This window comes from Ideonella sp. (assembly GCF_036277275.1).
GTDB lineage: Bacteria > Pseudomonadota > Gammaproteobacteria > Burkholderiales > Burkholderiaceae_C > Ideonella.
This window is the reverse complement of sequence record NZ_DASUNH010000106.1, coordinates 13,098-34,772: the sequence shown is the minus strand read 5'-3', so window position 1 is coordinate 34,772 and position 21,675 is coordinate 13,098. Positions and strand designations below refer to the sequence as shown.

Sequence of the window (21,675 nt, the reverse complement as noted above, 5' to 3'; positions counted from 1 at the left end):
GTCAGGCAGCCTTTCCAGCTTCAGCGCGAATCAGTGCGACCAAATCGTCGAGCTTCTCGGGCTGCATGTAGCTGAGCATCTGCCGGTCATTGACCAGCATCACCGGGGCATCAGCACAGGCACCCAGGCACTCGCACTTGGCGACGGTGAACAGGCCATCGGCCGTCGTGCCGCCGTCTTCGACACCGAGCTTGCTGCACAGGTGCTCGAGCGCCGTCTGCCCATTGCGCAATTGGCAAGGCAGGTTGGTGCAGACGTTCAGCTTGTACTTGCCGACCGGCTGCTGGTTGTACATGTTGTAGAAGGTGGTGACCTCGTGCACGGCGATCGGCGCCATGCCCAGGTACGCAGCGATCTCGGCCTCGGCCTGCATCGACACCCAACCCTGTTCCTGCTGGACGATCGACAGACAAGCCATCACCGCCGACTGCTTCTGGTCGGCGGGGTACTTGGCGACTTCCTTCGCGAAACGCTCCAGCGTCGCCGCTGGCAGTGGCGTCACGGACGCCTTGGTGGGTTCACTCAAGCTCATCGATCAATCTCGCCAAACACGATGTCCATGGTGCCGATGACCGCGACAGCGTCGGCGATCATGTGGCCACGCGCCATTTCGTCCAGCGCCGCCAGGTGCGGGAAGCCGGGGGCGCGAATCTTCAGGCGGTATGGCTTGTTGGCACCGTCGCTGACCAGGTAGATGCCGAACTCGCCCTTCGGGTGTTCCACCGCCGCGTAGGCCTCGCCTTCGGGCACGTGGAAACCTTCGGTGAAGAGCTTGAAGTGGTGGATCAGCTCTTCCATGCTGGACTTCATGTCCACGCGCGAAGGCGGCGCCACCTTGTGGTTGTCGGTGATGACCGGGCCGGGGTTCTTGCGCAGCCAGTCGACGCACTGCTTGATGATGCGGTTGGACTGGCGCAGCTCTTCGATGCGGACCAGGTAGCGGTCATAGGTGTCGCCGTTCACGCCGACGGGCACGTCGAAGTCCATGTTGGCGTAGACCTCGTAGGGCTGCGTCTTGCGCAGATCCCACGCGATGCCGGAGCCGCGCAGCATCGGGCCGCTGAAACCCAGGTTCAGCGCACGCTCGGGCGACACGACGCCGATGCCGACGGTGCGCTGTTTCCAGATGCGGTTGTCGGTCAGCAGCGTCTCGTAGTCGTCGACGTTCTTCGGGAAGCGGGCGCAGAAGTCGTCGATGAAGTCCAGCAGGGAACCCTGGCGGTTCTCGTTGAGCTTCTTGATCGCGCGCTCGTTCTTGATCTTGCTGACCTTGTACTGCGGCATCGCGTCCGGCAGATCGCGGTAGACACCACCCGGGCGGTAGTAGGCCGCGTGCATGCGCGCGCCCGACACCGCCTCGTACATGTCGAACAAATCTTCCCGCTCGCGGAAGCAGTAGATCAGGATGTTCATCGCGCCGCAGTCGAGCCCGTGCGCGCCAAGCCACAGCAGATGGTTCAGCAGCCGGGTGATCTCGTCGAACATCACGCGGATGTACTGCGCGCGCAGCGGCACGTCGATGCCGAGCAGCTTCTCGATCGCCAGGCAGTACGCATGCTCGTTGGACATCATCGACACGTAGTCGAGGCGATCCATGTAGGGCAGCGACTGGATGAAAGTCTTGCTCTCGGCCAGTTTCTCGGTCGCGCGGTGCAGCAGGCCGATGTGCGGGTCGGCGCGCTGGATGACCTCGCCATCGAGCTCGAGCACCAGGCGCAGCACACCGTGCGCAGCCGGGTGCTGGGGGCCAAAGTTCAGCGTGTAGTTCTTGATCTCAGCCATATCAGTTGCTCCGCTGCCCGTTGCGTGGCCAGCGACTCAGCAAGCCAACCAAGCCAAGGGGTTTGCGCGGATCCGGCTTTGCCGGGCCGCTGCAAAAGCCCCTCTGGGGGGCAGCGACCGGAAGGGAGCGTGGGGGCTTCATTGGAGGCCGCCGTAGTTGTCTTCGCGGATCACGCGCGGCGTGATCTCGCGCGGCTCGATGGTCACCGGCTGGTAGACCACTCGGCGCGTTTCGGCGTCGTAGCGCATCTCGACGTGGCCCGAGACCGGGAAATCCTTGCGCATGGGGTGGCCGATGAAGCCGTAGTCGGTCAGGATGCGGCGCAGGTCCGCGTGGCCTTCGAAGATGATGCCGTACAGGTCGAACGCTTCGCGCTCGAACCAGTTGGCCGAGCTCCAGATCGGCGTCACCGAGGGAACCACCGGAAGATCGTCGTCAGGCGCGAAGACCTTGACGCGCAGGCGCCAGTTCAGGCTGACCGACAGCAGGTGCGACACGACCACGTACCGCGCGCGGTCGTTCGGCTCATCCTTGTAGGCCGACATGTCCATGCCGCACAGGTCGATCAATTGCTCGAAGCGCAGGCGCGAATCGTCGCGCAGTTGGGTGGCTACCTCGGCCCAATCGGCCGCGGCCACCGTGATGGCGATCTCGCCGCGATCGCGCTTGAATTGCTTGATGCGCCCGCCGAGCACGGCTTCGAGCGCCGCCTGCAGGTTGTCGAGTTTCTGCGTCATGCTTGCCTAAGACCTGAGGGCGATTTAGCGGGCGATCGTGTTTTCGCGGCGGATCTTGGCCTGCAACTGCAGGATGCCGTAGAGCAGCGCTTCGGCCGTCGGCGGACAGCCGGGCACGTAGACGTCGACCGGCACGATGCGGTCGCAACCGCGCACCACCGAGTAGCTGTAGTGGTAGTAGCCGCCGCCGTTGGCGCAGGAACCCATCGACAGCACCCAACGTGGCTCAGCCATCTGGTCGTAGACCTTGCGCAGCGCCGGCGCCATCTTGTTGCACAGCGTGCCGGCGACGATCATCAGATCGCTTTGCCGCGGGCTGGGCCGGAACAGCATGCCGAAGCGGTCGATGTCATAGCGCGCCGCACCGGCGTGCATCATCTCGACCGCACAGCAGGCCAGACCGAACGTCATCGGCCACAACGAACCGGTCTTGGACCAGTTCACCAGCTTGTCGACCGAGGTGGTGACAAAGCCTTCTTTCAGAACGCCTTCGATACCCATTGTGTTTCCAGTGCGTCGAAGCAGAGCGGACCGAGCCGCGGGCGTCTGCCTGCCGGCCCACACCCTTTCAAGGATCGGCCGGCGTACCCGTCTCGTTCGAGGGGGGCTCCACTACTCCCAGTCGAGAGCGCCCTTCTTCCATTCGTAGACGAAGCCCACCACCAGGATGGTCAGGAAAACCATCATGGCCCAGAACCCCGCCACGCCGATGTCTTTCAGCGCAACCGCCCATGGAAAGAGAAAGGCGATTTCGAGATCGAACAGGATGAACAGGATCGCCACCAGGTAGTAGCGAACGTCGAACTTCATGCGTGCGTCTTCGAAGGCCTCGAAGCCGCATTCGTAGGGGGAGTTCTTTTCGGCATCGGGCCGGTTCGGGCCGAAGATGAAGCCGATGATCTGGGGCAGCACACCGACCGCCGCACCGACCAGGATGAAGAGGATGACGGGGAGGTAGGGTTGCAGGTCCATGGTCGGGTGTCCAGCAGTCGCGTCTGTTGTCCCATCCGGCCACGAAAAAGGCGCGCCGCCCGGCGAACGCCGGCTACTGGCCGATCGCTCGACGAACCCAGCGCGCCCAGCTCTTTCCCTGTATCGATTCAGGGCGCCCGCCCAGACGCCGGATGAGGGCCTGGACGATTGAACTCTGGTGCCGACGGCGAGACTCGAACTCGCACAGCTTTCGCCACTACCCCCTCAAGATAGCGTGTCTACCAATTTCACCACGTCGGCACGTGCACCTTGCGAAGCTGCTTTGAGCGCCATCATGCGCGCATCACAAACACATTCGCGTTGCTGCTCAGCTTGCTTGAGGATGGCTCGCTGAACAGCCTCGGATTCTAGCCTGATTGTCAGGCTGTTCCCAGGGTTTTGCCGCATCACAACAGCAGACTTATGCGTTCCTGATGCGGCGCAAATCCCATGATCACTGCGTCGGGATGGCCGGTGCCGAAGAAGCCGCGGGCGCAGGCGAAGAGGCCGCCGCCGAAGCAGCATCCGAAGCCGCCACCGCGGCGGGGGCCGCGCGGTCCAACACGCTGCCGCCAGCATCCTCGCTCGACACACCGCTCGACAGCAAGGCCAGGCCGAGGGTGGCCAGGAAGAAGACCGCGGCGCAGACCGCCGTCGAGCGCGACAGGAAGTTCGCACTGCCGGTGGCACCGAACAGGCTGCCCGATGCGCCGCTGCCGAAGGAAGCGCCCATGTCGGCGCCCTTGCCGTGCTGCACCAGCACCAGGCCAATCATTGCGATCGCGGACAGCATTTGCACGACGACCAGCAGGTTCAACCAGATTTGCATGTTGTGAAGACTCCGAAAAACTCAATGCGCCGACGCGATGGGCTCTCAGCCCGCCGAGCGGCAGATGGCGACGAAATCCGCCGCCTTCAAGGAAGCACCACCGATCAGGCCGCCGTCGATGTCGGCCTGGGCGAACAGCGTGGCGGCGTTGTCGGGCTTGACGCTGCCGCCGTAGAGGATGGGCATCACGTCCGCGTGCGGCGTCGCCGCGTGCAGCTGCGCGCGCAGCAGTGCATGCACGGCCTGCGCCTGCTCGGGCGTCGCGGTGCGACCGGTGCCAATGGCCCAGACCGGCTCGTAGGCCACGACCATCTCCCCGACACAGTGGCCCAGCGTGTGGATCACTGCCGACAGTTGGCGCTTGACGACCGCATCGGTTTCGCCAGCCTCGCGCTGCGCCAACGTTTCGCCAACGCAGACGATCGGCGTCACGCCGCGCGCCAAGGCCACCTTGGCTTTGTCCGCCACGAGCTGGTCGCCTTCAGCGTGGTAGGCGCGCCGCTCGGAGTGACCAACGATCACGTAGCGGCAACCGAACTCGTGCAGCATGCCGGCCGACACCTCACCGGTGTACGCACCCTGCTCGTGCACCGAGCAGTCTTGCGCACCCCAGCGGATATCGCTGCCGGCGAGCGCCACGGCCGTTTCAGACAGATAGGGGAAAGGCACGCAGACCGCCACGTCGCAGACAAAAGGCCGCGCCGCGACGATGCCGGCCAGCAACTCGGCATTGGCCGAGTGGTTGCCATGCATCTTCCAGTTGCCAGCCACCAGTTTGCGTCTCATCTTCTTGACTCTTTGTTAGTTGATCAGGCGCCGGGCCAGCGCAGCACGATCTTGCCGACATGCTGGCTCGACTCCATCAGCGCATGGGCCGCAGCGGCATCGGCAGCATCGAACACTCGCTCGATCACCGGTTTGATTCGACCCGCTTCGATCAGCGGCCATACCTTGTCGCGCAATGACGCCGCGATCGCGGCCTTGAAGGCCACCGGCCGCGGCCGCAGCGTCGAGCCGCTGATCGTCAGCCGCCGGCGCAGCACTTCGCCGGCGTTGATTTCGCTCTTCACGCCACCCTGCACTGCGATGATGACCAGCCGGCCGTCGTCGGCCAGGCAACTCAGCTCGCGGGCCACGTATTCGCCGGCCACCATATCGAGCACCACGTCAGCGCCGCGACCATCGGTCAACCGCTTCACTTCGGCAGCGAAATCGACGGCGCGGTAATTGATCGCGTGGTCCGCACCGAGCGCCACGCATGCGGCGCACTTCTCGTCGCTGCCGGCGGTGACGATCACCGTCGCGCCCATTGCCTTGCCCAGCTGGATCGCCGTCACGCCGATGCCGGACGATCCGCCCTGCACCAGCAGTGTCTCGCCGGCCTTCAGGCCACCGCGATCGAACACGTTCGACCAGACGGTGAAGAAGGTCTCGGGCAGCGTCGCAGCCTCGGTGTCGCTCCAGCCCGCCGGCACGGGCAGGCACTGCGCGATCGGCGCTGCGCACAGCGCCGCATAGCCACCACCAGCGACCAGCGCGCAGACATGGTCACCGAGCTTGAAGCCCGCGGCCGCCAACTCGACGACATCACCACCGATGATGGTGCCCGCGATCTCCAGGCCCGGCAGGTCCGACGCGCCCGGCGGTGGCGCATAGGCACCCTTGCGCTGCAGCACGTCCGGCCGGTTGACGCCAGATGCGGCCACGCGGATCAGCAGCTCGCCGGCCGCGGGCTGCGGGTCGGGGCGCTCGGCCTCGACCAGCACCTCGGGGGCACCGAACTCGCGGATCGTGATGGCTCGCATGGGCGTCGCTCAGCCAGGCTTTACTGCTGTTGCTGGTCTTGCTGCTGTTGCTGAGCCTGGCCTTCTTCGGCCGGCGCATCAGCGGCAGAACCTTCCGGGCGCTGCTCGGCACGCTCGCGGCGGGGGCGGTCACCCCGGTCGCCACGGTCGCCGCCCCGGCCACCACGGTCGCCGCCACGATCACCCCGGTCACCGTATTCACGGCGCGGACGCTCGAAGCGCGGCTCTTCTTCCATGCCTTCAGGGCGCTCCAGCAAGGCCTTCATCGACAGCTTGATGCGGCCCTTCTCGTCGGTCTCGAGCACCTTGACCTTGACCATCTGGCCTTCCTTCAGGAAGTCCTCGACCTTCTCGACGCGCTGGTGCGCGATCTGGCTGATGTGCAGCAGGCCGTCCTTGCCGGGCAGGATGTTGACCAGGGCACCGAAGTCCAGGATCTTGGTGACCGGGCCCTCGTAGACCTTGCCCACTTCGGCTTCGGCGGTGATTTCCTCGATGCGCTTCTTGGCGAACTCGGCCTTGTCGGCGTCGGTCGAGGCGATCGTGATGGTGCCGTCTTCGCCGATGTCGATCGTCGTTCCGGTTTCTTCGGTCAGCGCGCGGATGGTGGCGCCGCCCTTGCCGATCACGTCGCGGATCTTCTCCGGGTTGATCTTCATCGTGTACAGGCGCGGGGCGAACTGGCTGACTTCCGTCTTCGCGACGCCCATGGCCTCGACCATCTTGCCCAGGATGTGCATCCGCGCTTCCTTGGCTTGCGCCAGCGCGACCTGCATGATTTCCTTGGTGATGCCCTGGATCTTGATGTCCATCTGCAAGGCAGTGATGCCGGCGGTCGTGCCGGCCACCTTGAAGTCCATGTCGCCCAGGTGATCTTCGTCGCCGAGGATGTCGGTCAACACGGCGAAGCGATTGGCTTCCTTGATCAGGCCCATCGCGATGCCAGCCACGTGGGCCTTCATCGGCACGCCGGCGTCCATCAACGCGAGGCAGCCGCCGCACACCGAGGCCATCGACGACGAACCATTCGACTCGGTGATTTCCGAGACGATGCGGATCGTGTACGGGAAGTCCTCCTTGCTCGGCAGCGCGGCGACCAGCGCACGCTTGGCCAGGCGGCCGTGGCCGATTTCGCGGCGCTTCGGGCTGCCCACGCGACCGGTTTCGCCAGTAGCGAACGGGGGCATGTTGTAGTGCAGCATGAAGCGCTCGTCGTACGTGCCGGCCAGGGCGTCGATCATCTGCGCGTCGCGCTCGGTGCCCAGCGTGGCGGCGACCAGCGCCTGCGTTTCACCGCGGGTGAACAAGGCCGAGCCATGCACGCGCGGCAGCACGCCGTTGCGGATCTCGATGGCACGCACGGTGCGGGTATCGCGGCCATCGATGCGCGGCTCGCCAGCGAGGATCTGGCCGCGCACGATGCGGGCTTCGATCTCGAACAGCAGGCCCTCGACAGCCACGCTGTCGAACTCGATGCCTTCGGCCTTCAGCGAGGCCATCACGTTGGCGGTGGCTTCGCGGCAGGCTTGCGTGCGGGCTTGTTTCGAACGGATCTGGTAGGCGGCACGCAGCGGGCCTTCGGCCAGTTCGGTGACCTTGGCGATGAAGGCTTCGTCCTTCGCGGGCGCCTGCCATTCCCACACCGGCTTGCCGGCGTCACGCACCAGCTCGTGGATCGCGTTGATCGCGATCTTGCCCTGGTCGTGGCCATAGACCACGGCGCCGAGCATGATGTCTTCCGGGAGCTGATCAGCCTCGGACTCGACCATCAGCACGGCCGCTTCGGTACCGGCGACGACCAGATCCATCTTCGAATCGGCCAGCTGGGTCTTGCCCGGGTTCAGCACGTATTCGCCGTTGATGTAGCCCACGCGGGCGGCACCGATCGGGCCATTGAACGGGATGCCGGACACAGCCAGCGCAGCGCTGGAGGCGATCATCGCGGCGATGTCAGCCTGAATTTCAGGGTTCAGGCTCAGCACATGCACGACGACCTGGACTTCGTTGAAGAAGCCATCCGGGAACAGCGGGCGGATCGGACGGTCGATCAGGCGGCTGGTCAGCGTCTCCAGCTCGCTGGGGCGGCCCTCACGCTTGAAGAAGCTGCCGGGGATCTTGCCGGCGGCGTAGGTCTTCTCGATGTAGTCGACGGTCAGCGGGAAGAAGTCCTGGCCGGGCTTGGCCTCCTTCTTGGCCACCACGGTGGCCAGCACCACGGTGTCTTCGATGTTGACGATGACGGCGCCGCTGGATTGGCGGGCCACTTCGCCCGTTTCCATCACGACCTGGTGCGAGCCCCATTGGAAGGTCTTGGTGACCTTGTTGAACATACTCATGGATAGTCTCCGGTGATTTTGCGGCGCACTTGCGGTGGCACCCGGAAGAACCGGGAGCAAGACGGCGGCGGGTCGTATGCCATTCCAGCAGGCGGCAAAACAGCCTCCTGGAATGACACAGCAACAACCGTGGCAGCCTGCTCCTACAAACCGAAAAACAAAAAGCCTGTGCCGGAGCAAACCCCGGACAGGCTCTTGGATCGACCGCCCGGTCGCCCCAAGAGACACCCTCCCCCACGGGGGACGGACATCGCTTGTGGTGACCTGGAGGCGGTCGGGATCATTCGGCGGCGATTTACTTGCGCAGGCCCAGCTTCTGGATCAGCGCGGTGTAGCGGTCGGCGTCCTTGTCCTTCAGGTAGGACAGCAGGCGCTTGCGCTGGTTGACCATCTTCAGCAGGCCGCGACGGCCGTGGTGGTCCTTCAGGTGGGCCTTGAAGTGCGGGGTCAGCTCGTTGATGCGAGCCGTCAGCAGGGCGACCTGGACTTCGGGGGACCCGGTATCGGCGGCGCCGCGGGCGTGGGCCTTGACGATGTCGGCCTTGTTGATGTCAGCCACAGACATGGCGATTTCCTTATGGATATATGGAAGCCGCCGACGCCCTGCACGGTGCAGGTTGGCCGAACGGTTTCCGGTTTTCACTTGCGATCACGGGTGAAACCGACCCGTGTCGTGCCTGCTTCGCCTTCAAGCGCCAAGGCGCCAGAACGCAAAACCTGCGGAGTATAGCTGATCAGCCCATTCAGACCCTGAATCGGTTACGGCCCGACACACCCGCCCGCTCGATGATCATGAAGCTTCATCGAAAGGTCGCCAACCGCGCCGACCGAGGGCTAAACGCCTTGATCGGCTCGGATTCGGCTCGGATACTGCGCCGCTCAAGCAGGCCCGTAACGAGGAGCGGGCGCTGGATCTCACCCATCCATGCGTTCGAAGGACCTGCCCAACCCTTTGATTTCAACGAAGGATTTCCATGCGACTGAAGACCACTGCCCTGCTGGCCGCGATCGCGGCGCTGGCGACCGCCAACCTGGCTTTCGCTGCGAAGGACGACCACCTGAGCCACCGCTGCTACACCGTGGCGCCCGAAGCCAGCGAGCGCGCCCGCATCGACGACAACCTGACCGCCTTCCTGCGCATGAAGACCGCGCGTGGCGGCGATGCGCACCGCGCCATCGGCAGCGTGACGGTCCCGGTCTGGTTCCACGTCATCAACAAGGGCACCGGCCTGTCGAACGGCGACATCCCCCAGTCGCAAATCGACGCCCAGATGGACGTCCTGAACGCTGCCTACGCCAGCACCCCGTTCAAGTTCACGCTGGCAGGCGTTGACCGCACGACCAACGCCACCTGGTACGCCATGTCGCCGGGCTCCACCGCCGAGAAGAACGCCAAGGCGGCGCTGCGCAAGGGCGGCGCCGACGCGCTGAACTTCTACAGCGCCAACCCGAGCGGCGGCCTGCTGGGCTGGGCCACGTTCCCGAGCAACTACCAGGCGCAGCCGAAGCAGGACGGCGTCGTGGTTCTGTACTCCAGCGTCCCGGGCGGCAATGCTGCTCCCTACAACGAAGGCGACACCGGCACGCACGAAGTCGGCCACTGGCTGGGCCTGTACCACACCTTCCAGGGCGGTTGCCAGAAGCCGGGCGACTCGGTCAAGGACACGCCGGCTGAGAAGTCTGCCGCCTTTGGTTGCCCGACCGGCCGCGACAGCTGCAGCTCGAAGGCTGGCCTGGACCCGATCACCAACTTCATGGACTACACCGACGACAGCTGCATGAACAAGTTCACCGCAGGCCAATCGACCCGCATGGACCAGATGCACGCTCAATATCGCACGCCCTGACAAGGGCCCGCCCGGTTCTTGCCGGATGCTTGAAAGCCGGCCCCTCGTGGCCGGCTTTTTTCTTCGAGGATCTTCAGCTCTGGCCCGCCTCGGCCAGGTCCCAACGCGGCCGGACGGAAAACCGATGCTCGTCGCTCAAGACAGCCAGCCCCGCCTGACACCGCATGGCCGCCGCCAATGCGATCATGGCGCCGTTGTCAGTGCACAGATGAAGTTCGGGGTAGTGCACTTCCACTCCCATCCTGGTGCAGGCCGCACCGAGTTCACTTCTGAGCATCGCGTTCGCCCCGACGCCGCCAGCGACCACCAGGCGGCGCAGCCCCGTCTCGCGCAAGGCACGCATCGACTTCCGCACCAGCACCTCGATGATCGCCGCCTGCGTGCTCGCGGCCAGGTTGGCACGCTGCTCGGGCGACACCTCGGGCCCCAGGCGCTTGAGTGTCGTCATCACCGCGGTCTTCAGGCCAGCAAACGAAAAATCGAGGTTCGGCTGGTGCAGCAGCGGGCGTGGCAACTCGAACGCGTGGCCGTTGCCGAGCTCGGCCAAGCGGGCCAGCGCAGGCCCACCGGGGTAACCCAGGCCCAGCAGCTTGGCCGACTTGTCGAAAGCCTCGCCCGCTGCGTCGTCGATGGTTTCGCCCAGCAACTCATAGCGCCCCACCCCGTCGACCCGCATCAGCTGGGTGTGCCCACCGGAGACGAGCAGCGCAACGAACGGAAACTGCGGCGGATCGGCAGACAGGAACGGCGACAGCAGGTGCCCTTCCAGATGGTGGATGCCAAGCGTGGGACGGCACAACGCCGCCGCCAGCCCGCAAGCCACACCAGCCCCCACCAGCAGCGCCCCGGCCAGGCCAGGGCCGCGCGTGAAGGCGACAAGATCGATGTCCTGCACGCGCAACCCCGCTTCGGCGAGCGCCGCTTCGGCGAGCGGCAGTGCGCGGCGGACATGGTCGCGCGAAGCCAGTTCCGGCACCACGCCGCCGTAGGCCTCGTGCATCTGCACTTGACTATGCAAGGCCTGGCCGCGAAGGCGCGGCATCTCACCGCCCTCGAAGGAGACCACGGCGACGCCGGTTTCGTCGCAGGACGATTCGAACCCCAGAATGTTCATGATGGTGTAGGTCTGGTCCGTGGCTTGCTACACGACTTCCCTTGCTTTGCCAACCCGGATTTGAATCGGAGCCAGGACAATGTCAAAGGCGGAGAATAGCGTGCTAACGTGGCCAAAAGCCTCGCGATGCTGGGCAAAAAATTTGAGCGAACGTTGGGTATGAAAGAATACAAACTGCTTTCCTGGCCGGACCTTCCTGCCGAATTTCGCCGCACCGGCTTCCGCCGGTTGCTGAGCGACCTGTCCCAGCGCCATATCAGCGAAGCGTCGCTGCTCAAGCGTGATGGCGTCAAACCCGCGGAAGTGCGCGCGCTGCTGCAGTTCCTGGCCACCCGCAATGTGCTGGACGTGCGCACCGCCGCGCCCGCCACCGGCCGTTGGCGGCCCGACTTCGCCGGCTGGTTCCGCCGGCTGACGGCCTGACGCGAACACCGCATCATCCCACGCACTGAGCCAGGCACTGCCTGGCTCAGTCGCTTCCGGGCTCCGGCCCGGGCCGAGACGCCTCAGTGGTTCTCGCGGGCGTGGTTGATCGTGTACTTCGGCAGCTCGATCGTCACGTCCTCGTCGGACACGATCGCCTGGCAGGACAGGCGCGAAGTCGGCGTCAGGCCCCAGGCCTTGTCCAGCAGGTCCTCCTCGATCTCGTCGAGCTCGCCGAGCGAGTCAAAGCCCTTCTTGACGATCACATGGCAGGTCGTGCAGGCGCAGCTCATCTCGCAGGCATGCTCGATCGCGATGCCGTTTTCAAGCAGCGCCTCGCACACCGACACGCCGGGCTCGGCCTGGATCTCGGCGCCCTGCGGGCACAGCTGGGCATGGGGAAGGATTCGAATCACAGGCATCGGTCAGATCTCGTCCAGCCCGCGCCCGGTGAGCGCGGTGCGAATACCGCGGTTCATGCGCGCCGCGGCAAAAGGTTCGGTACCGTCGGCGAGCGCCTCGACGGCCTGGGTGATGGCATCGGGCTCGCTGCCCTTGGCGGCTTCGCGCACGCGCTCCAGCAATGCCGCGATCTGCCTGCGTTCGGCGTCGTCCAGCAGGTCACCATCGGCGGCCAGCGCCGCTTGCGTCGCCAGGTCCATGCGCTCGGCTTCGACACGGGCTTCGCGCAGCGCTCGCGCCTGCATGTCGGCCTCGGCGCTGGAGAAACTTTCCTTCAGCATGCGGGCGATGTCGTCGTCGGCCAAGCCATAGCTGGGCTTGACCTGCACGGCCGCCTCAACACCCGAGATCAGCTCGCGGGCGCTCACGCTCAGCAGGCCGTCGGCGTCGACCTGGAAGCTGACGCGGATGCGCGCCGCGCCCGCGACCATCGGCGGAATGCCCCGCAGCTCGAAGCGCGCCAGCGAGCGGCAGTCGCTCACCAACTCGCGCTCGCCTTGCAGCACGTGGATGGCCATCGCGGTCTGGCCGTCCTTGAAGGTGGTGAAGTCTTGTGCCTTCGCGACCGGGATCGTCGCGTTGCGCTCGATCACCCGCTCGACCAGGCCACCCATCGTCTCCAGGCCGAGTGACAGCGGGATCACGTCCAGCAGCAGCAACTCGCCGTCTTTGGCGTTGCCCGCCAGCGCGTTCGCCTGGACGGCGGCGCCGATCGCCACGACCTCGTCGGGATTCAGGTTGATCAGCGGTTCGTGGCCGAACAACTCGCCAACTGCACGACGCACCGACGGCATGCGGGTCGAACCGCCGACCAGCACGACACCCTTCACGTCATCCTTCTTGACCTTCGCGTCGCGCAGCACCTTTCGAACCGCCACCAGCGTGCGCTGCAGCAGCCCTTGCGTTGCCGCATCGAACTGCTCGCGCGTCACGACCTGGGCCAGCGCGCGGCCGGCCACGGTGCAGTGCAGCGTCGCCTGCGGCGCGTCGGTCAGCGCTTCCTTGGTGGCCCGTGCAGCGACCAGCAAGGCCCGCTGTTCGTGCGGCGTTTGCGGCTCCACGGCCGCTTGCGCCGCCACCCAGTCGGCCAACGCATGGTCGAAATCGTCACCACCGAGCGCTGCGTCGCCGCCGGTCGCCACCACCTCGAACACGCCGCGCTGCAGGCGCAGCAGCGAGATGTCGAAGGTGCCGCCGCCGAGGTCGTAGACCGCGTACAGCCCCTCGCTGCCGTTTTCCAGCCCGTAGGCCACTGCCGCCGCGGTCGGCTCGTTGATCAGGCGCAGCACGTTGATGCCGGCCAGTTGCGCCGCGTCCTTGGTGGCCTGGCGCTGTGCGTCGTCGAAGTAGGCCGGCACGGTGATCACGGCGCCGAACAGGTCGTCGTCGAAGCTGTCTTCGGCGCGCTGGCGCAGCGTGGCCAGGATCTCGGCCGACACCTCGACCGGCGTCTTCACACCCTGGCGGGTGTCGATCGCCACCATACCCGGGTGGTCGACGAAACGGTACGGCAGCTTGGCGCGACCGGTCACATCGGCCAGGCCGCGGCCCATCAATCGCTTGACGGAGACGATGGTGTGCTCGGGGTCGTCTGCCTGCGCCGCCGCGGCATCATGGCCGATCTGGCGCTTACCGCCCTCGAGGTAGCGAACGATGGACGGCAGCATCGTGCGACCGTGCGCATCGGGCAAGCACTCGACCACGCCGTGGCGCACGGCCGCGACCAGCGAATTGGTGGTGCCCAGGTCGATGCCGACCGCGATGCGCCGCTGGTGCGGGTCTGGCGACTGGCCGGGTTCGGAAATCTGCAGCAATGCCATGGTTCAAAGATCGAATTGTTCGAGCCGGCGACTCACGTCGGCGCGAAAGCGATGGACGAACATCAGCGCGCGCACCTTGTCGGCAGCCGCCGCCGCGTCGTGGCGCTCATCCAGCGCGCGGGCGACGTCATCCAGCAGTTCGGTTTCGCGCGCGGCCACGGTGTCGTCCAGCGCCTGGATGGCCGGCTCGTCTTCTGCCTCGTCGAGCGCTTCGCGCCAGTGCATCTGCTGGGCCAGGAAGCTCGCCGGCATCGCGGTATTGCGCTCGGCGTTGATCGGCGCCCCACGCAACTCGCACAGATAGGCGGCACGGGCCAGCGGATCTTTCAGCCGCTGGTGCGCCTGGTTCACGCGCACGGCCCATTGCATGGCCAGGCGTTGGGACGCAGCACCTTCGGCACTGAAGCGATCGGGGTGGACCTGGGCTTGCAGGGAGCGCCAGCGCTGGTCGATTTCCGCGCGGTCGAGCGTGAAACGCTGCGGCAAACCGAACAGCGTGAAGTCGTCGTCGTCGAGCTTCATGGCCGGCCGGGTTGATTCTGTGGCGTTCACAGGCGCTTCTCGTAAAACAACGACAGGCCGTTGTCAGGGTAGCCGCCAAAGGCGCCTCGCGGCACATAGCCGCTACGCTCGTACAGGCGCACGGCCTCCAGCTGATCACGACCTGTCTCGAGCAAAGCCAGCGACACGCCATCGCCCTTCAACCGCTCTTCCAACTGCCCCAGCAAGCGCTGCGCGATGCGCTGGCCGCGCGCTGCGGGGTGCACGAACATGCGCTTGATCTCACCGTAGCGCTGGTCGGCCGTGTCAGGCTCGCCCGGCATGCGGCGGGTGGCGCCGCAGCCGACCAACACGCCCTGCCCCTCGGCGACGAGGAAGTCGATCTCGGGCGCCAGCAATGCCTGCACGTCGAGGATGTGGTTGTCCTCAGGGTCGTAGAGCGCGGCCAGATAGGCGTCAAGCTCGGCCAGCATCGCCACCACCTGCGGATGGTCGGGCCGCTCGGGGCGGATCAGGATGTCGCCGAAAGACATGATGTTCGGAACATGAAAAAGGCGCGGCCTGTTCAGCACCGCGCCCGGTCAGTGGGGGCCATTGTCGACGAAGCGCTACGCAACTCCGCTCAGACGCGGAACGACTCACCACACCCGCAGCGGTCTTTCTCGCGCGGGTTGTGGAACTTGAAGCCTTCGTTGAGGCCTTCGCGCACGAAGTCGAGCTCGGTGCCGTCGATGTAGGGCAGGCTCTTCGGATCGACCAGCACCTTCACGCCATGGCCTTCGAAGACCACGTCTTCGGGCGCCACGTCGTCGGCATACTCCAGCTTGTAGGCCAGGCCGGAGCAACCAGTCGTCTTCACGCCCAGGCGTACGCCCACACCTTTGCCGCGGCGGCTCAGGTAGCGCGTGACGTGACGGGCCGCCGCTTCAGTCAGGGTGACCGCCATCGGCTCAGCTCGCCTGTTCGCTGACGGCCGCTGCAGCTTCCTCGTGGCGCGAGCGGTAGTCGTCCACCGCCGCCTTGATCGCGTCTTCGGCCAGGATCGAGCAGTGGATCTTCACCGGCGGCAGCGCCAGCTCTTCGGCGATGTGCGTGTTCTTGATCGTCAACGCCTGATCCAGCGTCTTGCCCTTGACCCATTCGGTGACCAGCGAACTCGACGCGATGGCCGAGCCGCAACCGTAGGTCTTGAAGCGCGCGTCTTCGATCAGACCCGTGGTCGGGTTGACCTTGATCTGCAGCTTCATCACGTCACCGCAGGCCGGCGCGCCGACCATGCCGGTGCCAACCGTTTCGTCGCCCTTGTCGAAGTTGCCAACGTTGCGGGGGTTTTCGTAGTGGTCAATGACCTTTTGGCTGTAAGACATCGTGGTACTCCTGGATCATTAGTCGCGGGGCGCGCTTTCCCTCAATGCGCGGCCCATTGAATGGCTGAGATGTCCACGCCGTCGCGGTACATGTCCCACAGCGGGGACAGCTCGCGCAGCTTGGCGACGCGCTCTTTCAGCGTCGACACGGCGTAGTCGATCTCTTCTTCGGTCGTGAAGCGGCCAATCGTGATGCGCAGGCTCGAATGCGCCAGCTCGTCGCTGCGGCCCAGTGCGCGCAGCACGTAGCTGGGCTCCAGGCTGGCTGACGTGCAGGCCGAGCCGGAGGACACCGCGATGCCCTTCACGCCCATGATCAGCGATTCGCCTTCCACATAGTTGAACGAGATGTTCAGGTTGTGCGGCACCCGCTGTTCGAGGTGGCCGTTGATGAACGTCTGCTCGATGCCCGACAGGCCGTCGATCAGGCGCTGATGCAGCGCACGGATGCGGGGCAGCTCGGCAGCCATCTCTTCGCGGGCGATGCGGAAGGCCTCGCCCATGCCGACGATCTGGTGCGTGGGCAGCGTGCCCGAGCGCAGCCCCCGCTCGTGGCCGCCACCGTGCATTTGCGCTTCGAGGCGCACACGCGGCTTGCGACGCACGTACAGCGCGCCGATGCCTTTCGGGCCGTAGGACTTGTGCGAGGCCAGACTCATCAGGTCGATCGGCAGCTTGGTCATGTCGATCTCGACCTTGCCGGTGGCTTGCGCCGCGTCGACATGGAAGATCACGCCCTTTTCGCGGCACAGCTTACCGAGCGCCACCACGTCCTGGATGACGCCGATCTCGTTGTTGACGAACATCACCGAGGCCAGCACCGTGTCCGGCCGGATCGCAGCCTTGAAGGCTTCGAAATCGACCAGGCCGTCGGGCTGGACATCGAGGTAAGTCGCCTCGAAGCCCTGGCGCTCGAGCTCACGCACCGTGTCGAGCACGGCCTTGTGCTCGGTCTTCACGGTGATGATGTGCTTGCCCTTGGTCTGGGCGTAGAAATGCGCGGCGCCCTTGATCGCCAGGTTGTTGGACTCGGTCGCACCGGAGGTCCAGACGATCTCGCGCGGGTCGGCGCCAATCAGCGCCGCCACCTCGCCGCGGGCCTTTTCCACGGCTTCTTCCGCTTCCCAGCCCCATGCGTGGCTGCGAGACGCCGGGTTGCCGAAGTGCTCGCGCAACCAAGGCACCATCGCGTCCACCACGCGGTTGTCGACCGGCGTGGTGGCGCCGTAGTCCATGTAGATCGGGAAATGCGGGGTCATGTCCATGGCAACGGCTTCTGGGTTTCCTTACTGCTTACTTCGAGAACGCATTCCCGAGCGCAAACACCGAGTTCGGTGCAGTGATCTTGATCGGCTTGACGACAGGCTGGCTCGAGATCGCGCGCTTGATCGGCGCCTCTTCGATCGACACGCCCTTGGCGAGTTGATCGTCGACCAGCTTGCGCAAGGTGATCGAGTCGAGGAATTCGATCATCTTGGTGTTCAGACTGGCCCACAGCTCGTGCGTCATGCAGCGACCGGCGTCGTCGCCCATGCAATTCTCTTTGCCGGCGCAGCCGGTCGCGTCGATCGGCTCATCGACGGCGACGATGATGTCGGCAACGCTGATTTCCTCGGCCTTGCGGCCGAGCGAGTAGCCGCCGCCGGGGCCGCGGGTGCTTTCCACCAGCTCGTGCCGGCGCAGCTTGCCAAACAGCTGCTCCAGGTAGGAGAGGGAAATTTGCTGACGCTGGCTGATCGCCGCCAGCGCCACGGGCCCGTTGTTCGAGCGCAGCGCCAGATCAATCATGGCGGTGACCGCAAAGCGGCCCTTGGTGGTCAATCGCATAGGGTTCTCCTGCTGAGAGCTCCTCAATCGCCACCCTCGCGCGACGACCTCGAAGCTCTTTGCGGCCAAATTGGCCAAATGGGTTGGAACCGTAACGGACAGTCCGGGTTTACCCGCGGCAGAGTCCGACTGTTTTGCTCAATTATAGCCGAGGCCTAGGGTTTTTGTCGAGATTCGATTGAGCGCCGTCGCGTAAACACAGTGTTGGCGGCGTTGACAGCATGAAGCTGCCCGAAAGGCTCAAATGGGGCCGGCTTGTTGCTTGAACAAGGCCTCAAGCAAACCTTTGCAACCGCTCTCGACGAGGTCCAGCACCCGTTCGAAGTCTGCCGGGCCGCCGTAGTAGGGGTCCGGGACCTCGATTCCCGGCTTGCCCGAGAAGTCCATCAACAGCCGAAGCGAGCCGTGGCGGGCCGGTGGGCAGCGGCGCTTGAGCGCGGCCAAGTGCCAGCGGTCCATCGCCAGCAGCCAGTCGACGCTGCCGTCGAAATCTCCCACACCGACCTGGCGCGCCCGCAATGCGCCCAGTTCATAGCCTCGTCTGCGGGCGTGATCTTGCGAGCGGGTGTCAGGTGGCGCACCGATGTGATAGGCCTCGATGCCAGCCGAGTCGATGACCAGCCTGTCGCCAAGACCACGTTGGTCAGCGAGCGCGCGCAGCACCGCTTCAGCCGTGGGCGACCGGCAAATGTTGCCGGTGCAAACCATCACCACGTGGATCGGCTTGGCGGGCGTCATGCACTGCGCTCCTGATCGACGTCCATCCGGGTTGCCCGCCATCTTCTGCGATTCAAGGGATGCGGGCCCACCCAGCCATTGTCGACCGGCTCGGTCGCCCTAAACTCCCGTGGCCCAGGCATCGCGTCAGGGGCCCTGCTGTTCACGAATGATGCGCACACTCGCCTGTCTGCTGTTCCTGGTGTTGTGCGGCCCTGTACAGGCCACGCGCGTCGAGGTTGTCACGACCGACGCCCCGCCCTTCAACATGCTCGAAGGCGACACCCCTTCGGGCTTTGCCACCGACATCCTGCTCGAAGTGCTGCAACAAGCCGGGCTGGACCATCACATCCGGCTCCTGCCCTGGCCCCGCGCCCTGCTGACCGTGAAGCAGGAACCGAACACGCTGATCTACACGATCTCGCGCACGCCCGAGCGGGAGGCGCAGTTTGAATGGATCGGCCCGTTCGCGCTGCACCAGGGCTTTTTCTACAAGCTCAGCAGTCGCACCGACATCCGGCTCGCCAACCTGAGGGATGTTCGCAAGTACCGCGTCGCCACCGTGCGTGGCGACGCCCAAACCGACCTGATGCTCAAGCTCGACATCGTCGACCGCGACCTGCTCCAGCTGGTCAGCGATGGCGACACGACGATCCGCCTGTTGCTGGCCGGGCGGGTCGACCTGGTCATCGCCAACGAGATCGGCATCGCCTGGCGCATGAAGCTGCATGGTCTGTCCGGGGTCGAGGTCGAACGCACGGTGATGCTGGTCGACAACGGCGGCTACTACTTCGCTTTCGGCAAAGGCGCCGATCCGGCCCTGGTGGCAGCGGTGCGCAAAGCCTTTGCCGAGGTCAGGGACAAGGGCCAGCCACAGCGCCTGCTCGAGCGGTACCTGCCCGGCTGCAAGGGCTGGGCACGCGGCTGCCCGCAGCTCGCCCGCTGACGCCCCCCTAGCGTCCGCTGACCAGCGGCACCACGTTGGAGTCGTGCGCGCCGCCGGCGCCGAAGGCCTGCTCGCGCAGCAGCGCCAGCTGGTCGCGCACGCGTGCAGCCTTCTCGAACTCCAGGTTTTTCGCGAACTCGAGCATCTGCTTCTCCAGCGCCTTGATGCGCTTGCCCAGGTCCTTCTCGCTCAAGGCCTCGACCTCGGCGGCCTGCTGCGCCAAGCGCAGGTCGTCCTTGCCGGACTTCTCGGCCACGACACCGTCGATCAGCTCCTTCACGTGCTTGCGGATGCCTCGCGGCACGATGCCCATTTCGGCGTTGAAGGCGATCTGCTTGTTGCGTCGGCGCTCGGTCTCGTCCATCGCCTTGCGCATCGATTCGGTGATCTTGTCGGCGTAGAGGATCGCGCGACCGTTGACGTTGCGCGCCGCGCGGCCAATCGTCTGCACCAGGCTGCGCTCGGCACGCAGGAAGCCTTCCTTGTCGGCGTCCAGGATCGCCACCAGCGACACCTCGGGGATGTCCAAGCCCTCGCGCAGCAGGTTGATGCCGACCAGCACGTCGAAGGTGCCCAGCCGCAGGTCGCGCAGGATCTCGACCCGCTCGACCGTGTCGATGTCCGAGTGCAGGTAGCGCACCTTGACGCCGTTGTCGCTCAAGTAGTCGGTCAGTTGCTCGGCCATGCGCTTGGTCAGCGTGGTGATCAACACACGCTCGCCAGCCTCGACGGTGGTGCGGATCTCCTGCAGCACGTCGTCGACCTGGTGCGTCGCAGGCCGCACTTCGACGATCGGGTCGACCAGGCCGGTCGGCCGCACCAATTGCTCGACCACCTGGCCGGCATGCTGCTGCTCGTAGGCCGCGGGCGTCGCCGAGACGAAGATCGCCTGGCGCATCTTGCCCTCGAACTCGTCGAACTTCAGCGGCCGGTTGTCCAGCGCGCTCGGCAGGCGGAAGCCATAGTCGACCAGCACGCTCTTGCGCGCCCGGTCGCCGTTGAACATGCCGCCGAACTGGCCGATCAGCACGTGGCTTTCGTCCAGGAACATCAGCGCGTCCTTCGGCAGGTAGTCGACCATCGTCGGCGGCGGATCCCCCGGCGCTGCGCCAGACAAATGCCGCGTGTAGTTCTCGATGCCCTTGCAGTGGCCCACCTCCTGCAGCATTTCGAGGTCGAAACGGGTGCGCTGCTCCAGCCGCTGCGCCTCGACCAGCTTGCCTTCCTTGATGAAAAAATCGAGCCGCTCGCGCAGTTCGGCCTTGATCGTGTCGATCGCCGCCAGCACGCGGTCACGCGGCGTCACGTAGTGGCTCGATGGGTAGATCGTGAAGCGGGGCACCTTCTGCCGGATGCGCCCGGTCAGCGGGTCCATCAGGCTGAGCGCCTCCACCTCGTCGTCGAACAGCTCGATGCGCACCGCGAGCTCGGAGTGCTCGGCCGGGAAGATGTCGATCGTGTCGCCGCGCACGCGGAACGTGCCGCGCGAAAAATCAGTCTCGTTTCGGGTGTACTGCATGCGGATCAGCTGCGCGATCACGTCACGCTGGCCGATCTTGTCGCCCACCCGCACGATGAAGCGCATCTGCGTGTAGTCCTCGGGCTTGCCGATGCCGTAGATCGCGCTGACCGAGGCCACGATGATGGTGTCGCGCCGCTCCAGCACGCTCTTCGTAGCGCTCAAGCGCATCTGCTCGATGTGCTCGTTGATCGACGAGTCCTTCTCGATGAACAGGTCGCGCTGCGGCACATAGGCCTCGGGCTGGTAGTAGTCGTAATAGCTGACGAAATACTCGACCGCGTTCTTCGGGAAGAACTCGCGGAACTCGGCATACAGCTGCGCCGCCAGCGTCTTGTTCGGCGCGAAGACGATCGCCGGCCGGCCCAGCCGCGCGATCACGTTGGCCATCGTGAAGGTCTTGCCCGAACCCGTTACGCCCAAAAGCGTCTGGTAAGCCAAGCCGTCGTTGACGCCTTCGACGAGCTGGTTGATGGCGGTCGGCTGGTCGCCAGCGGGCGGATACGGCTGGAAGAGCTGAAAAGGCGAATCTGGAAAGTCGATGAACTCGCCTTCGGGTATGTCGTGACCCTCGGTTTGCGGCATCACCTCAGAAATTTCCGGCATGGGGTTATCCCTGAATCAACCATTAAAATCGGCGCCGCTGCAAGGGCCTTGCCTCAACGCGCCG

The 21,675-nt window shown here is 65.3% G+C and carries 24 protein-coding genes and 1 tRNA gene; 3 read left to right on the top strand and 22 right to left on the bottom strand.

Translation table 11 applies throughout. From position 1 onward, the window contains the following. Position 1: 1 nt before the first annotated feature. The 11 genes from nuoE to rpsO form a co-directional block, all read right to left on the bottom strand. The gene (nuoE, locus tag VFY73_RS18260; RefSeq protein WP_329721372.1) at positions 2-532 is read right to left on the bottom strand and encodes an NAD(P)H-dependent oxidoreductase subunit E; all 531 of its coding nucleotides are present in this window, start codon (positions 530-532) and stop codon (positions 2-4) included. Continuing rightward, complete coding sequence (locus tag VFY73_RS18255; protein ID WP_329721370.1) at positions 529-1,782, bottom strand: NADH-quinone oxidoreductase subunit D; 1,254 nt, start codon at positions 1,780-1,782, stop codon at positions 529-531. The genes nuoE and VFY73_RS18255 overlap by 4 nt, the downstream gene beginning before the upstream one ends. Positions 1,783-1,920: 138 nt before the next feature. Beyond that, entirely contained in the window at positions 1,921-2,520 is a 600-nt protein-coding gene (locus tag VFY73_RS18250; protein ID WP_329721368.1) for an NADH-quinone oxidoreductase subunit C, read from the bottom strand. Positions 2,521-2,544: 24 nt separating this feature from the next. After that, positions 2,545-3,021, bottom strand: coding sequence for a NuoB/complex I 20 kDa subunit family protein (locus tag VFY73_RS18245; RefSeq protein ID WP_328577948.1), 477 nt, complete (start codon positions 3,019-3,021; stop codon positions 2,545-2,547). Positions 3,022-3,132: 111 nt separating this feature from the next. Further along, the gene (locus tag VFY73_RS18240) at positions 3,133-3,492 is read right to left on the bottom strand and encodes an NADH-quinone oxidoreductase subunit A (protein WP_329721367.1); all 360 of its coding nucleotides are present in this window, start codon (positions 3,490-3,492) and stop codon (positions 3,133-3,135) included. A 176-nt stretch (positions 3,493-3,668) separates the two neighbouring features. Beyond that, a tRNA-Leu gene (locus tag VFY73_RS18235) sits at positions 3,669-3,753 on the bottom strand. A gap of 193 nt (positions 3,754-3,946) precedes the next feature. Further along, positions 3,947-4,321: a preprotein translocase subunit SecG gene (gene secG, locus VFY73_RS18230; protein ID WP_329721365.1), complete on the bottom strand. Its 375-nt coding sequence runs from the start codon at positions 4,319-4,321 to the stop codon at positions 3,947-3,949. 45 nt (positions 4,322-4,366) lie between these two features. After that, positions 4,367-5,107, bottom strand: a complete 741-nt coding sequence (tpiA, locus tag VFY73_RS18225) for a triose-phosphate isomerase (RefSeq protein WP_329721363.1) — start codon at positions 5,105-5,107, stop codon at positions 4,367-4,369. A 23-nt stretch (positions 5,108-5,130) separates the two neighbouring features. Beyond that, complete coding sequence (locus tag VFY73_RS18220) at positions 5,131-6,126, bottom strand: NAD(P)H-quinone oxidoreductase (RefSeq protein ID WP_329721361.1); 996 nt, start codon at positions 6,124-6,126, stop codon at positions 5,131-5,133. Positions 6,127-6,146: 20 nt separating this feature from the next. Further along, positions 6,147-8,462, bottom strand: coding sequence for a polyribonucleotide nucleotidyltransferase (pnp, locus tag VFY73_RS18215; protein ID WP_329721359.1), 2,316 nt, complete (start codon positions 8,460-8,462; stop codon positions 6,147-6,149). A 295-nt stretch (positions 8,463-8,757) separates the two neighbouring features. Beyond that, positions 8,758-9,027, bottom strand: coding sequence for a 30S ribosomal protein S15 (gene rpsO, locus VFY73_RS18210; protein WP_324154658.1), 270 nt, complete (start codon positions 9,025-9,027; stop codon positions 8,758-8,760). Between the two features lie 409 nt (positions 9,028-9,436). Between rpsO and VFY73_RS18205 the strand changes: the two genes are divergently transcribed. After that, a complete protein-coding gene (locus VFY73_RS18205) occupies positions 9,437-10,309 on the top strand; it encodes a zinc metalloprotease (RefSeq protein ID WP_329721357.1) in 873 nt (290 codons plus the stop codon). Positions 10,310-10,382: 73 nt separating this feature from the next. Here VFY73_RS18205 and tsaD read toward each other — a convergent pair whose 3' ends face one another. After that, positions 10,383-11,423: a tRNA (adenosine(37)-N6)-threonylcarbamoyltransferase complex transferase subunit TsaD gene (tsaD, locus tag VFY73_RS18200; RefSeq protein ID WP_329721355.1), complete on the bottom strand. Its 1,041-nt coding sequence runs from the start codon at positions 11,421-11,423 to the stop codon at positions 10,383-10,385. A gap of 108 nt (positions 11,424-11,531) precedes the next feature. Between tsaD and VFY73_RS18195 the strand changes: the two genes are divergently transcribed. Continuing rightward, positions 11,532-11,846, top strand: coding sequence for a hypothetical protein (locus VFY73_RS18195; RefSeq protein WP_329721353.1), 315 nt, complete (start codon positions 11,532-11,534; stop codon positions 11,844-11,846). 83 nt (positions 11,847-11,929) lie between these two features. Here the strand turns inward: VFY73_RS18195 and fdx are convergent, their stop codons facing one another. The 9 genes from fdx to VFY73_RS18150 form a co-directional block, all read right to left on the bottom strand. Next, a complete protein-coding gene (fdx, locus tag VFY73_RS18190; protein WP_329721351.1) occupies positions 11,930-12,268 on the bottom strand; it encodes an ISC system 2Fe-2S type ferredoxin in 339 nt (112 codons plus the stop codon). 3 nt (positions 12,269-12,271) lie between these two features. Then, positions 12,272-14,128 (bottom strand): Fe-S protein assembly chaperone HscA, encoded by a 1,857-nt coding sequence (hscA, locus tag VFY73_RS18185; RefSeq protein WP_329721349.1) that lies wholly within the window; start codon positions 14,126-14,128, stop codon positions 12,272-12,274. A 3-nt stretch (positions 14,129-14,131) separates the two neighbouring features. Then, positions 14,132-14,650 (bottom strand): Fe-S protein assembly co-chaperone HscB, encoded by a 519-nt coding sequence (hscB, locus tag VFY73_RS18180; protein WP_329721347.1) that lies wholly within the window; start codon positions 14,648-14,650, stop codon positions 14,132-14,134. Between the two features lie 26 nt (positions 14,651-14,676). Then, positions 14,677-15,162 (bottom strand): GNAT family N-acetyltransferase, encoded by a 486-nt coding sequence (locus VFY73_RS18175; RefSeq protein WP_329721345.1) that lies wholly within the window; start codon positions 15,160-15,162, stop codon positions 14,677-14,679. Positions 15,163-15,251: 89 nt separating this feature from the next. Then, the gene (gene iscA / locus VFY73_RS18170) at positions 15,252-15,575 is read right to left on the bottom strand and encodes an iron-sulfur cluster assembly protein IscA (RefSeq protein WP_329721343.1); all 324 of its coding nucleotides are present in this window, start codon (positions 15,573-15,575) and stop codon (positions 15,252-15,254) included. Positions 15,576-15,579: 4 nt separating this feature from the next. Further along, positions 15,580-15,996: a Fe-S cluster assembly scaffold IscU gene (gene iscU, locus VFY73_RS18165; RefSeq protein ID WP_329721341.1), complete on the bottom strand. Its 417-nt coding sequence runs from the start codon at positions 15,994-15,996 to the stop codon at positions 15,580-15,582. A 41-nt stretch (positions 15,997-16,037) separates the two neighbouring features. After that, entirely contained in the window at positions 16,038-17,261 is a 1,224-nt protein-coding gene (locus VFY73_RS18160; protein ID WP_329721339.1) for an IscS subfamily cysteine desulfurase, read from the bottom strand. Between the two features lie 28 nt (positions 17,262-17,289). Beyond that, positions 17,290-17,823 (bottom strand): Fe-S cluster assembly transcriptional regulator IscR, encoded by a 534-nt coding sequence (gene iscR / locus VFY73_RS18155; protein ID WP_329721337.1) that lies wholly within the window; start codon positions 17,821-17,823, stop codon positions 17,290-17,292. Between the two features lie 240 nt (positions 17,824-18,063). Further along, entirely contained in the window at positions 18,064-18,561 is a 498-nt protein-coding gene (locus tag VFY73_RS18150; protein WP_329721335.1) for a low molecular weight protein-tyrosine-phosphatase, read from the bottom strand. 148 nt (positions 18,562-18,709) lie between these two features. On the opposite strand from VFY73_RS18150, the gene VFY73_RS18145 reads away from it, so the two are divergent. Continuing rightward, a complete protein-coding gene (locus VFY73_RS18145) occupies positions 18,710-19,486 on the top strand; it encodes a substrate-binding periplasmic protein (protein ID WP_329721333.1) in 777 nt (258 codons plus the stop codon). 7 nt (positions 19,487-19,493) lie between these two features. Here the strand turns inward: VFY73_RS18145 and uvrB are convergent, their stop codons facing one another. Further along, positions 19,494-21,611: an excinuclease ABC subunit UvrB gene (gene uvrB, locus VFY73_RS18140; protein ID WP_329721331.1), complete on the bottom strand. Its 2,118-nt coding sequence runs from the start codon at positions 21,609-21,611 to the stop codon at positions 19,494-19,496. Between the last annotated feature and the right edge of the window lie 64 nt (positions 21,612-21,675).

Excerpts from the sequence above, each read along its gene's own strand:
- nuoE (WP_329721372.1), bottom strand. The coding sequence starts at position 532 with ATGAGCTTGAGTGAACCCACCAAGGCGTCCGTGACGCCACTGCCAGCG.
- VFY73_RS18255 (WP_329721370.1), bottom strand. The coding sequence starts at position 1,782 with ATGGCTGAGATCAAGAACTACACGCTGAACTTTGGCCCCCAGCACCCG.
- VFY73_RS18250 (WP_329721368.1), bottom strand. The coding sequence starts at position 2,520 with ATGACGCAGAAACTCGACAACCTGCAGGCGGCGCTCGAAGCCGTGCTC.
- VFY73_RS18245 (WP_328577948.1), bottom strand. The coding sequence starts at position 3,021 with ATGGGTATCGAAGGCGTTCTGAAAGAAGGCTTTGTCACCACCTCGGTC.
- VFY73_RS18240 (WP_329721367.1), bottom strand. The coding sequence starts at position 3,492 with ATGGACCTGCAACCCTACCTCCCCGTCATCCTCTTCATCCTGGTCGGT.
- secG (WP_329721365.1), bottom strand. The coding sequence starts at position 4,321 with ATGCAAATCTGGTTGAACCTGCTGGTCGTCGTGCAAATGCTGTCCGCG.
- tpiA (WP_329721363.1), bottom strand. The coding sequence starts at position 5,107 with ATGAGACGCAAACTGGTGGCTGGCAACTGGAAGATGCATGGCAACCAC.
- VFY73_RS18220 (WP_329721361.1), bottom strand. The coding sequence starts at position 6,126 with ATGCGAGCCATCACGATCCGCGAGTTCGGTGCCCCCGAGGTGCTGGTC.
- pnp (WP_329721359.1), bottom strand. The coding sequence starts at position 8,462 with ATGAGTATGTTCAACAAGGTCACCAAGACCTTCCAATGGGGCTCGCAC.
- rpsO (WP_324154658.1), bottom strand. The coding sequence starts at position 9,027 with ATGTCTGTGGCTGACATCAACAAGGCCGACATCGTCAAGGCCCACGCC.
- VFY73_RS18205 (WP_329721357.1), top strand. The coding sequence starts at position 9,437 with ATGCGACTGAAGACCACTGCCCTGCTGGCCGCGATCGCGGCGCTGGCG.
- tsaD (WP_329721355.1), bottom strand. The coding sequence starts at position 11,423 with ATGAACATTCTGGGGTTCGAATCGTCCTGCGACGAAACCGGCGTCGCC.
- fdx (WP_329721351.1), bottom strand. The coding sequence starts at position 12,268 with ATGCCTGTGATTCGAATCCTTCCCCATGCCCAGCTGTGCCCGCAGGGC.
- hscA (WP_329721349.1), bottom strand. The coding sequence starts at position 14,128 with ATGGCATTGCTGCAGATTTCCGAACCCGGCCAGTCGCCAGACCCGCAC.
- hscB (WP_329721347.1), bottom strand. The coding sequence starts at position 14,650 with ATGAAGCTCGACGACGACGACTTCACGCTGTTCGGTTTGCCGCAGCGT.
- VFY73_RS18175 (WP_329721345.1), bottom strand. The coding sequence starts at position 15,162 with ATGTCTTTCGGCGACATCCTGATCCGCCCCGAGCGGCCCGACCATCCG.
- iscA (WP_329721343.1), bottom strand. The coding sequence starts at position 15,575 with ATGGCGGTCACCCTGACTGAAGCGGCGGCCCGTCACGTCACGCGCTAC.
- iscU (WP_329721341.1), bottom strand. The coding sequence starts at position 15,996 with ATGTCTTACAGCCAAAAGGTCATTGACCACTACGAAAACCCCCGCAAC.
- VFY73_RS18160 (WP_329721339.1), bottom strand. The coding sequence starts at position 17,261 with ATGGACATGACCCCGCATTTCCCGATCTACATGGACTACGGCGCCACC.
- iscR (WP_329721337.1), bottom strand. The coding sequence starts at position 17,823 with ATGCGATTGACCACCAAGGGCCGCTTTGCGGTCACCGCCATGATTGAT.
- VFY73_RS18150 (WP_329721335.1), bottom strand. The coding sequence starts at position 18,561 with ATGACGCCCGCCAAGCCGATCCACGTGGTGATGGTTTGCACCGGCAAC.
- VFY73_RS18145 (WP_329721333.1), top strand. The coding sequence starts at position 18,710 with ATGATGCGCACACTCGCCTGTCTGCTGTTCCTGGTGTTGTGCGGCCCT.
- uvrB (WP_329721331.1), bottom strand. The coding sequence starts at position 21,611 with ATGCCGGAAATTTCTGAGGTGATGCCGCAAACCGAGGGTCACGACATA.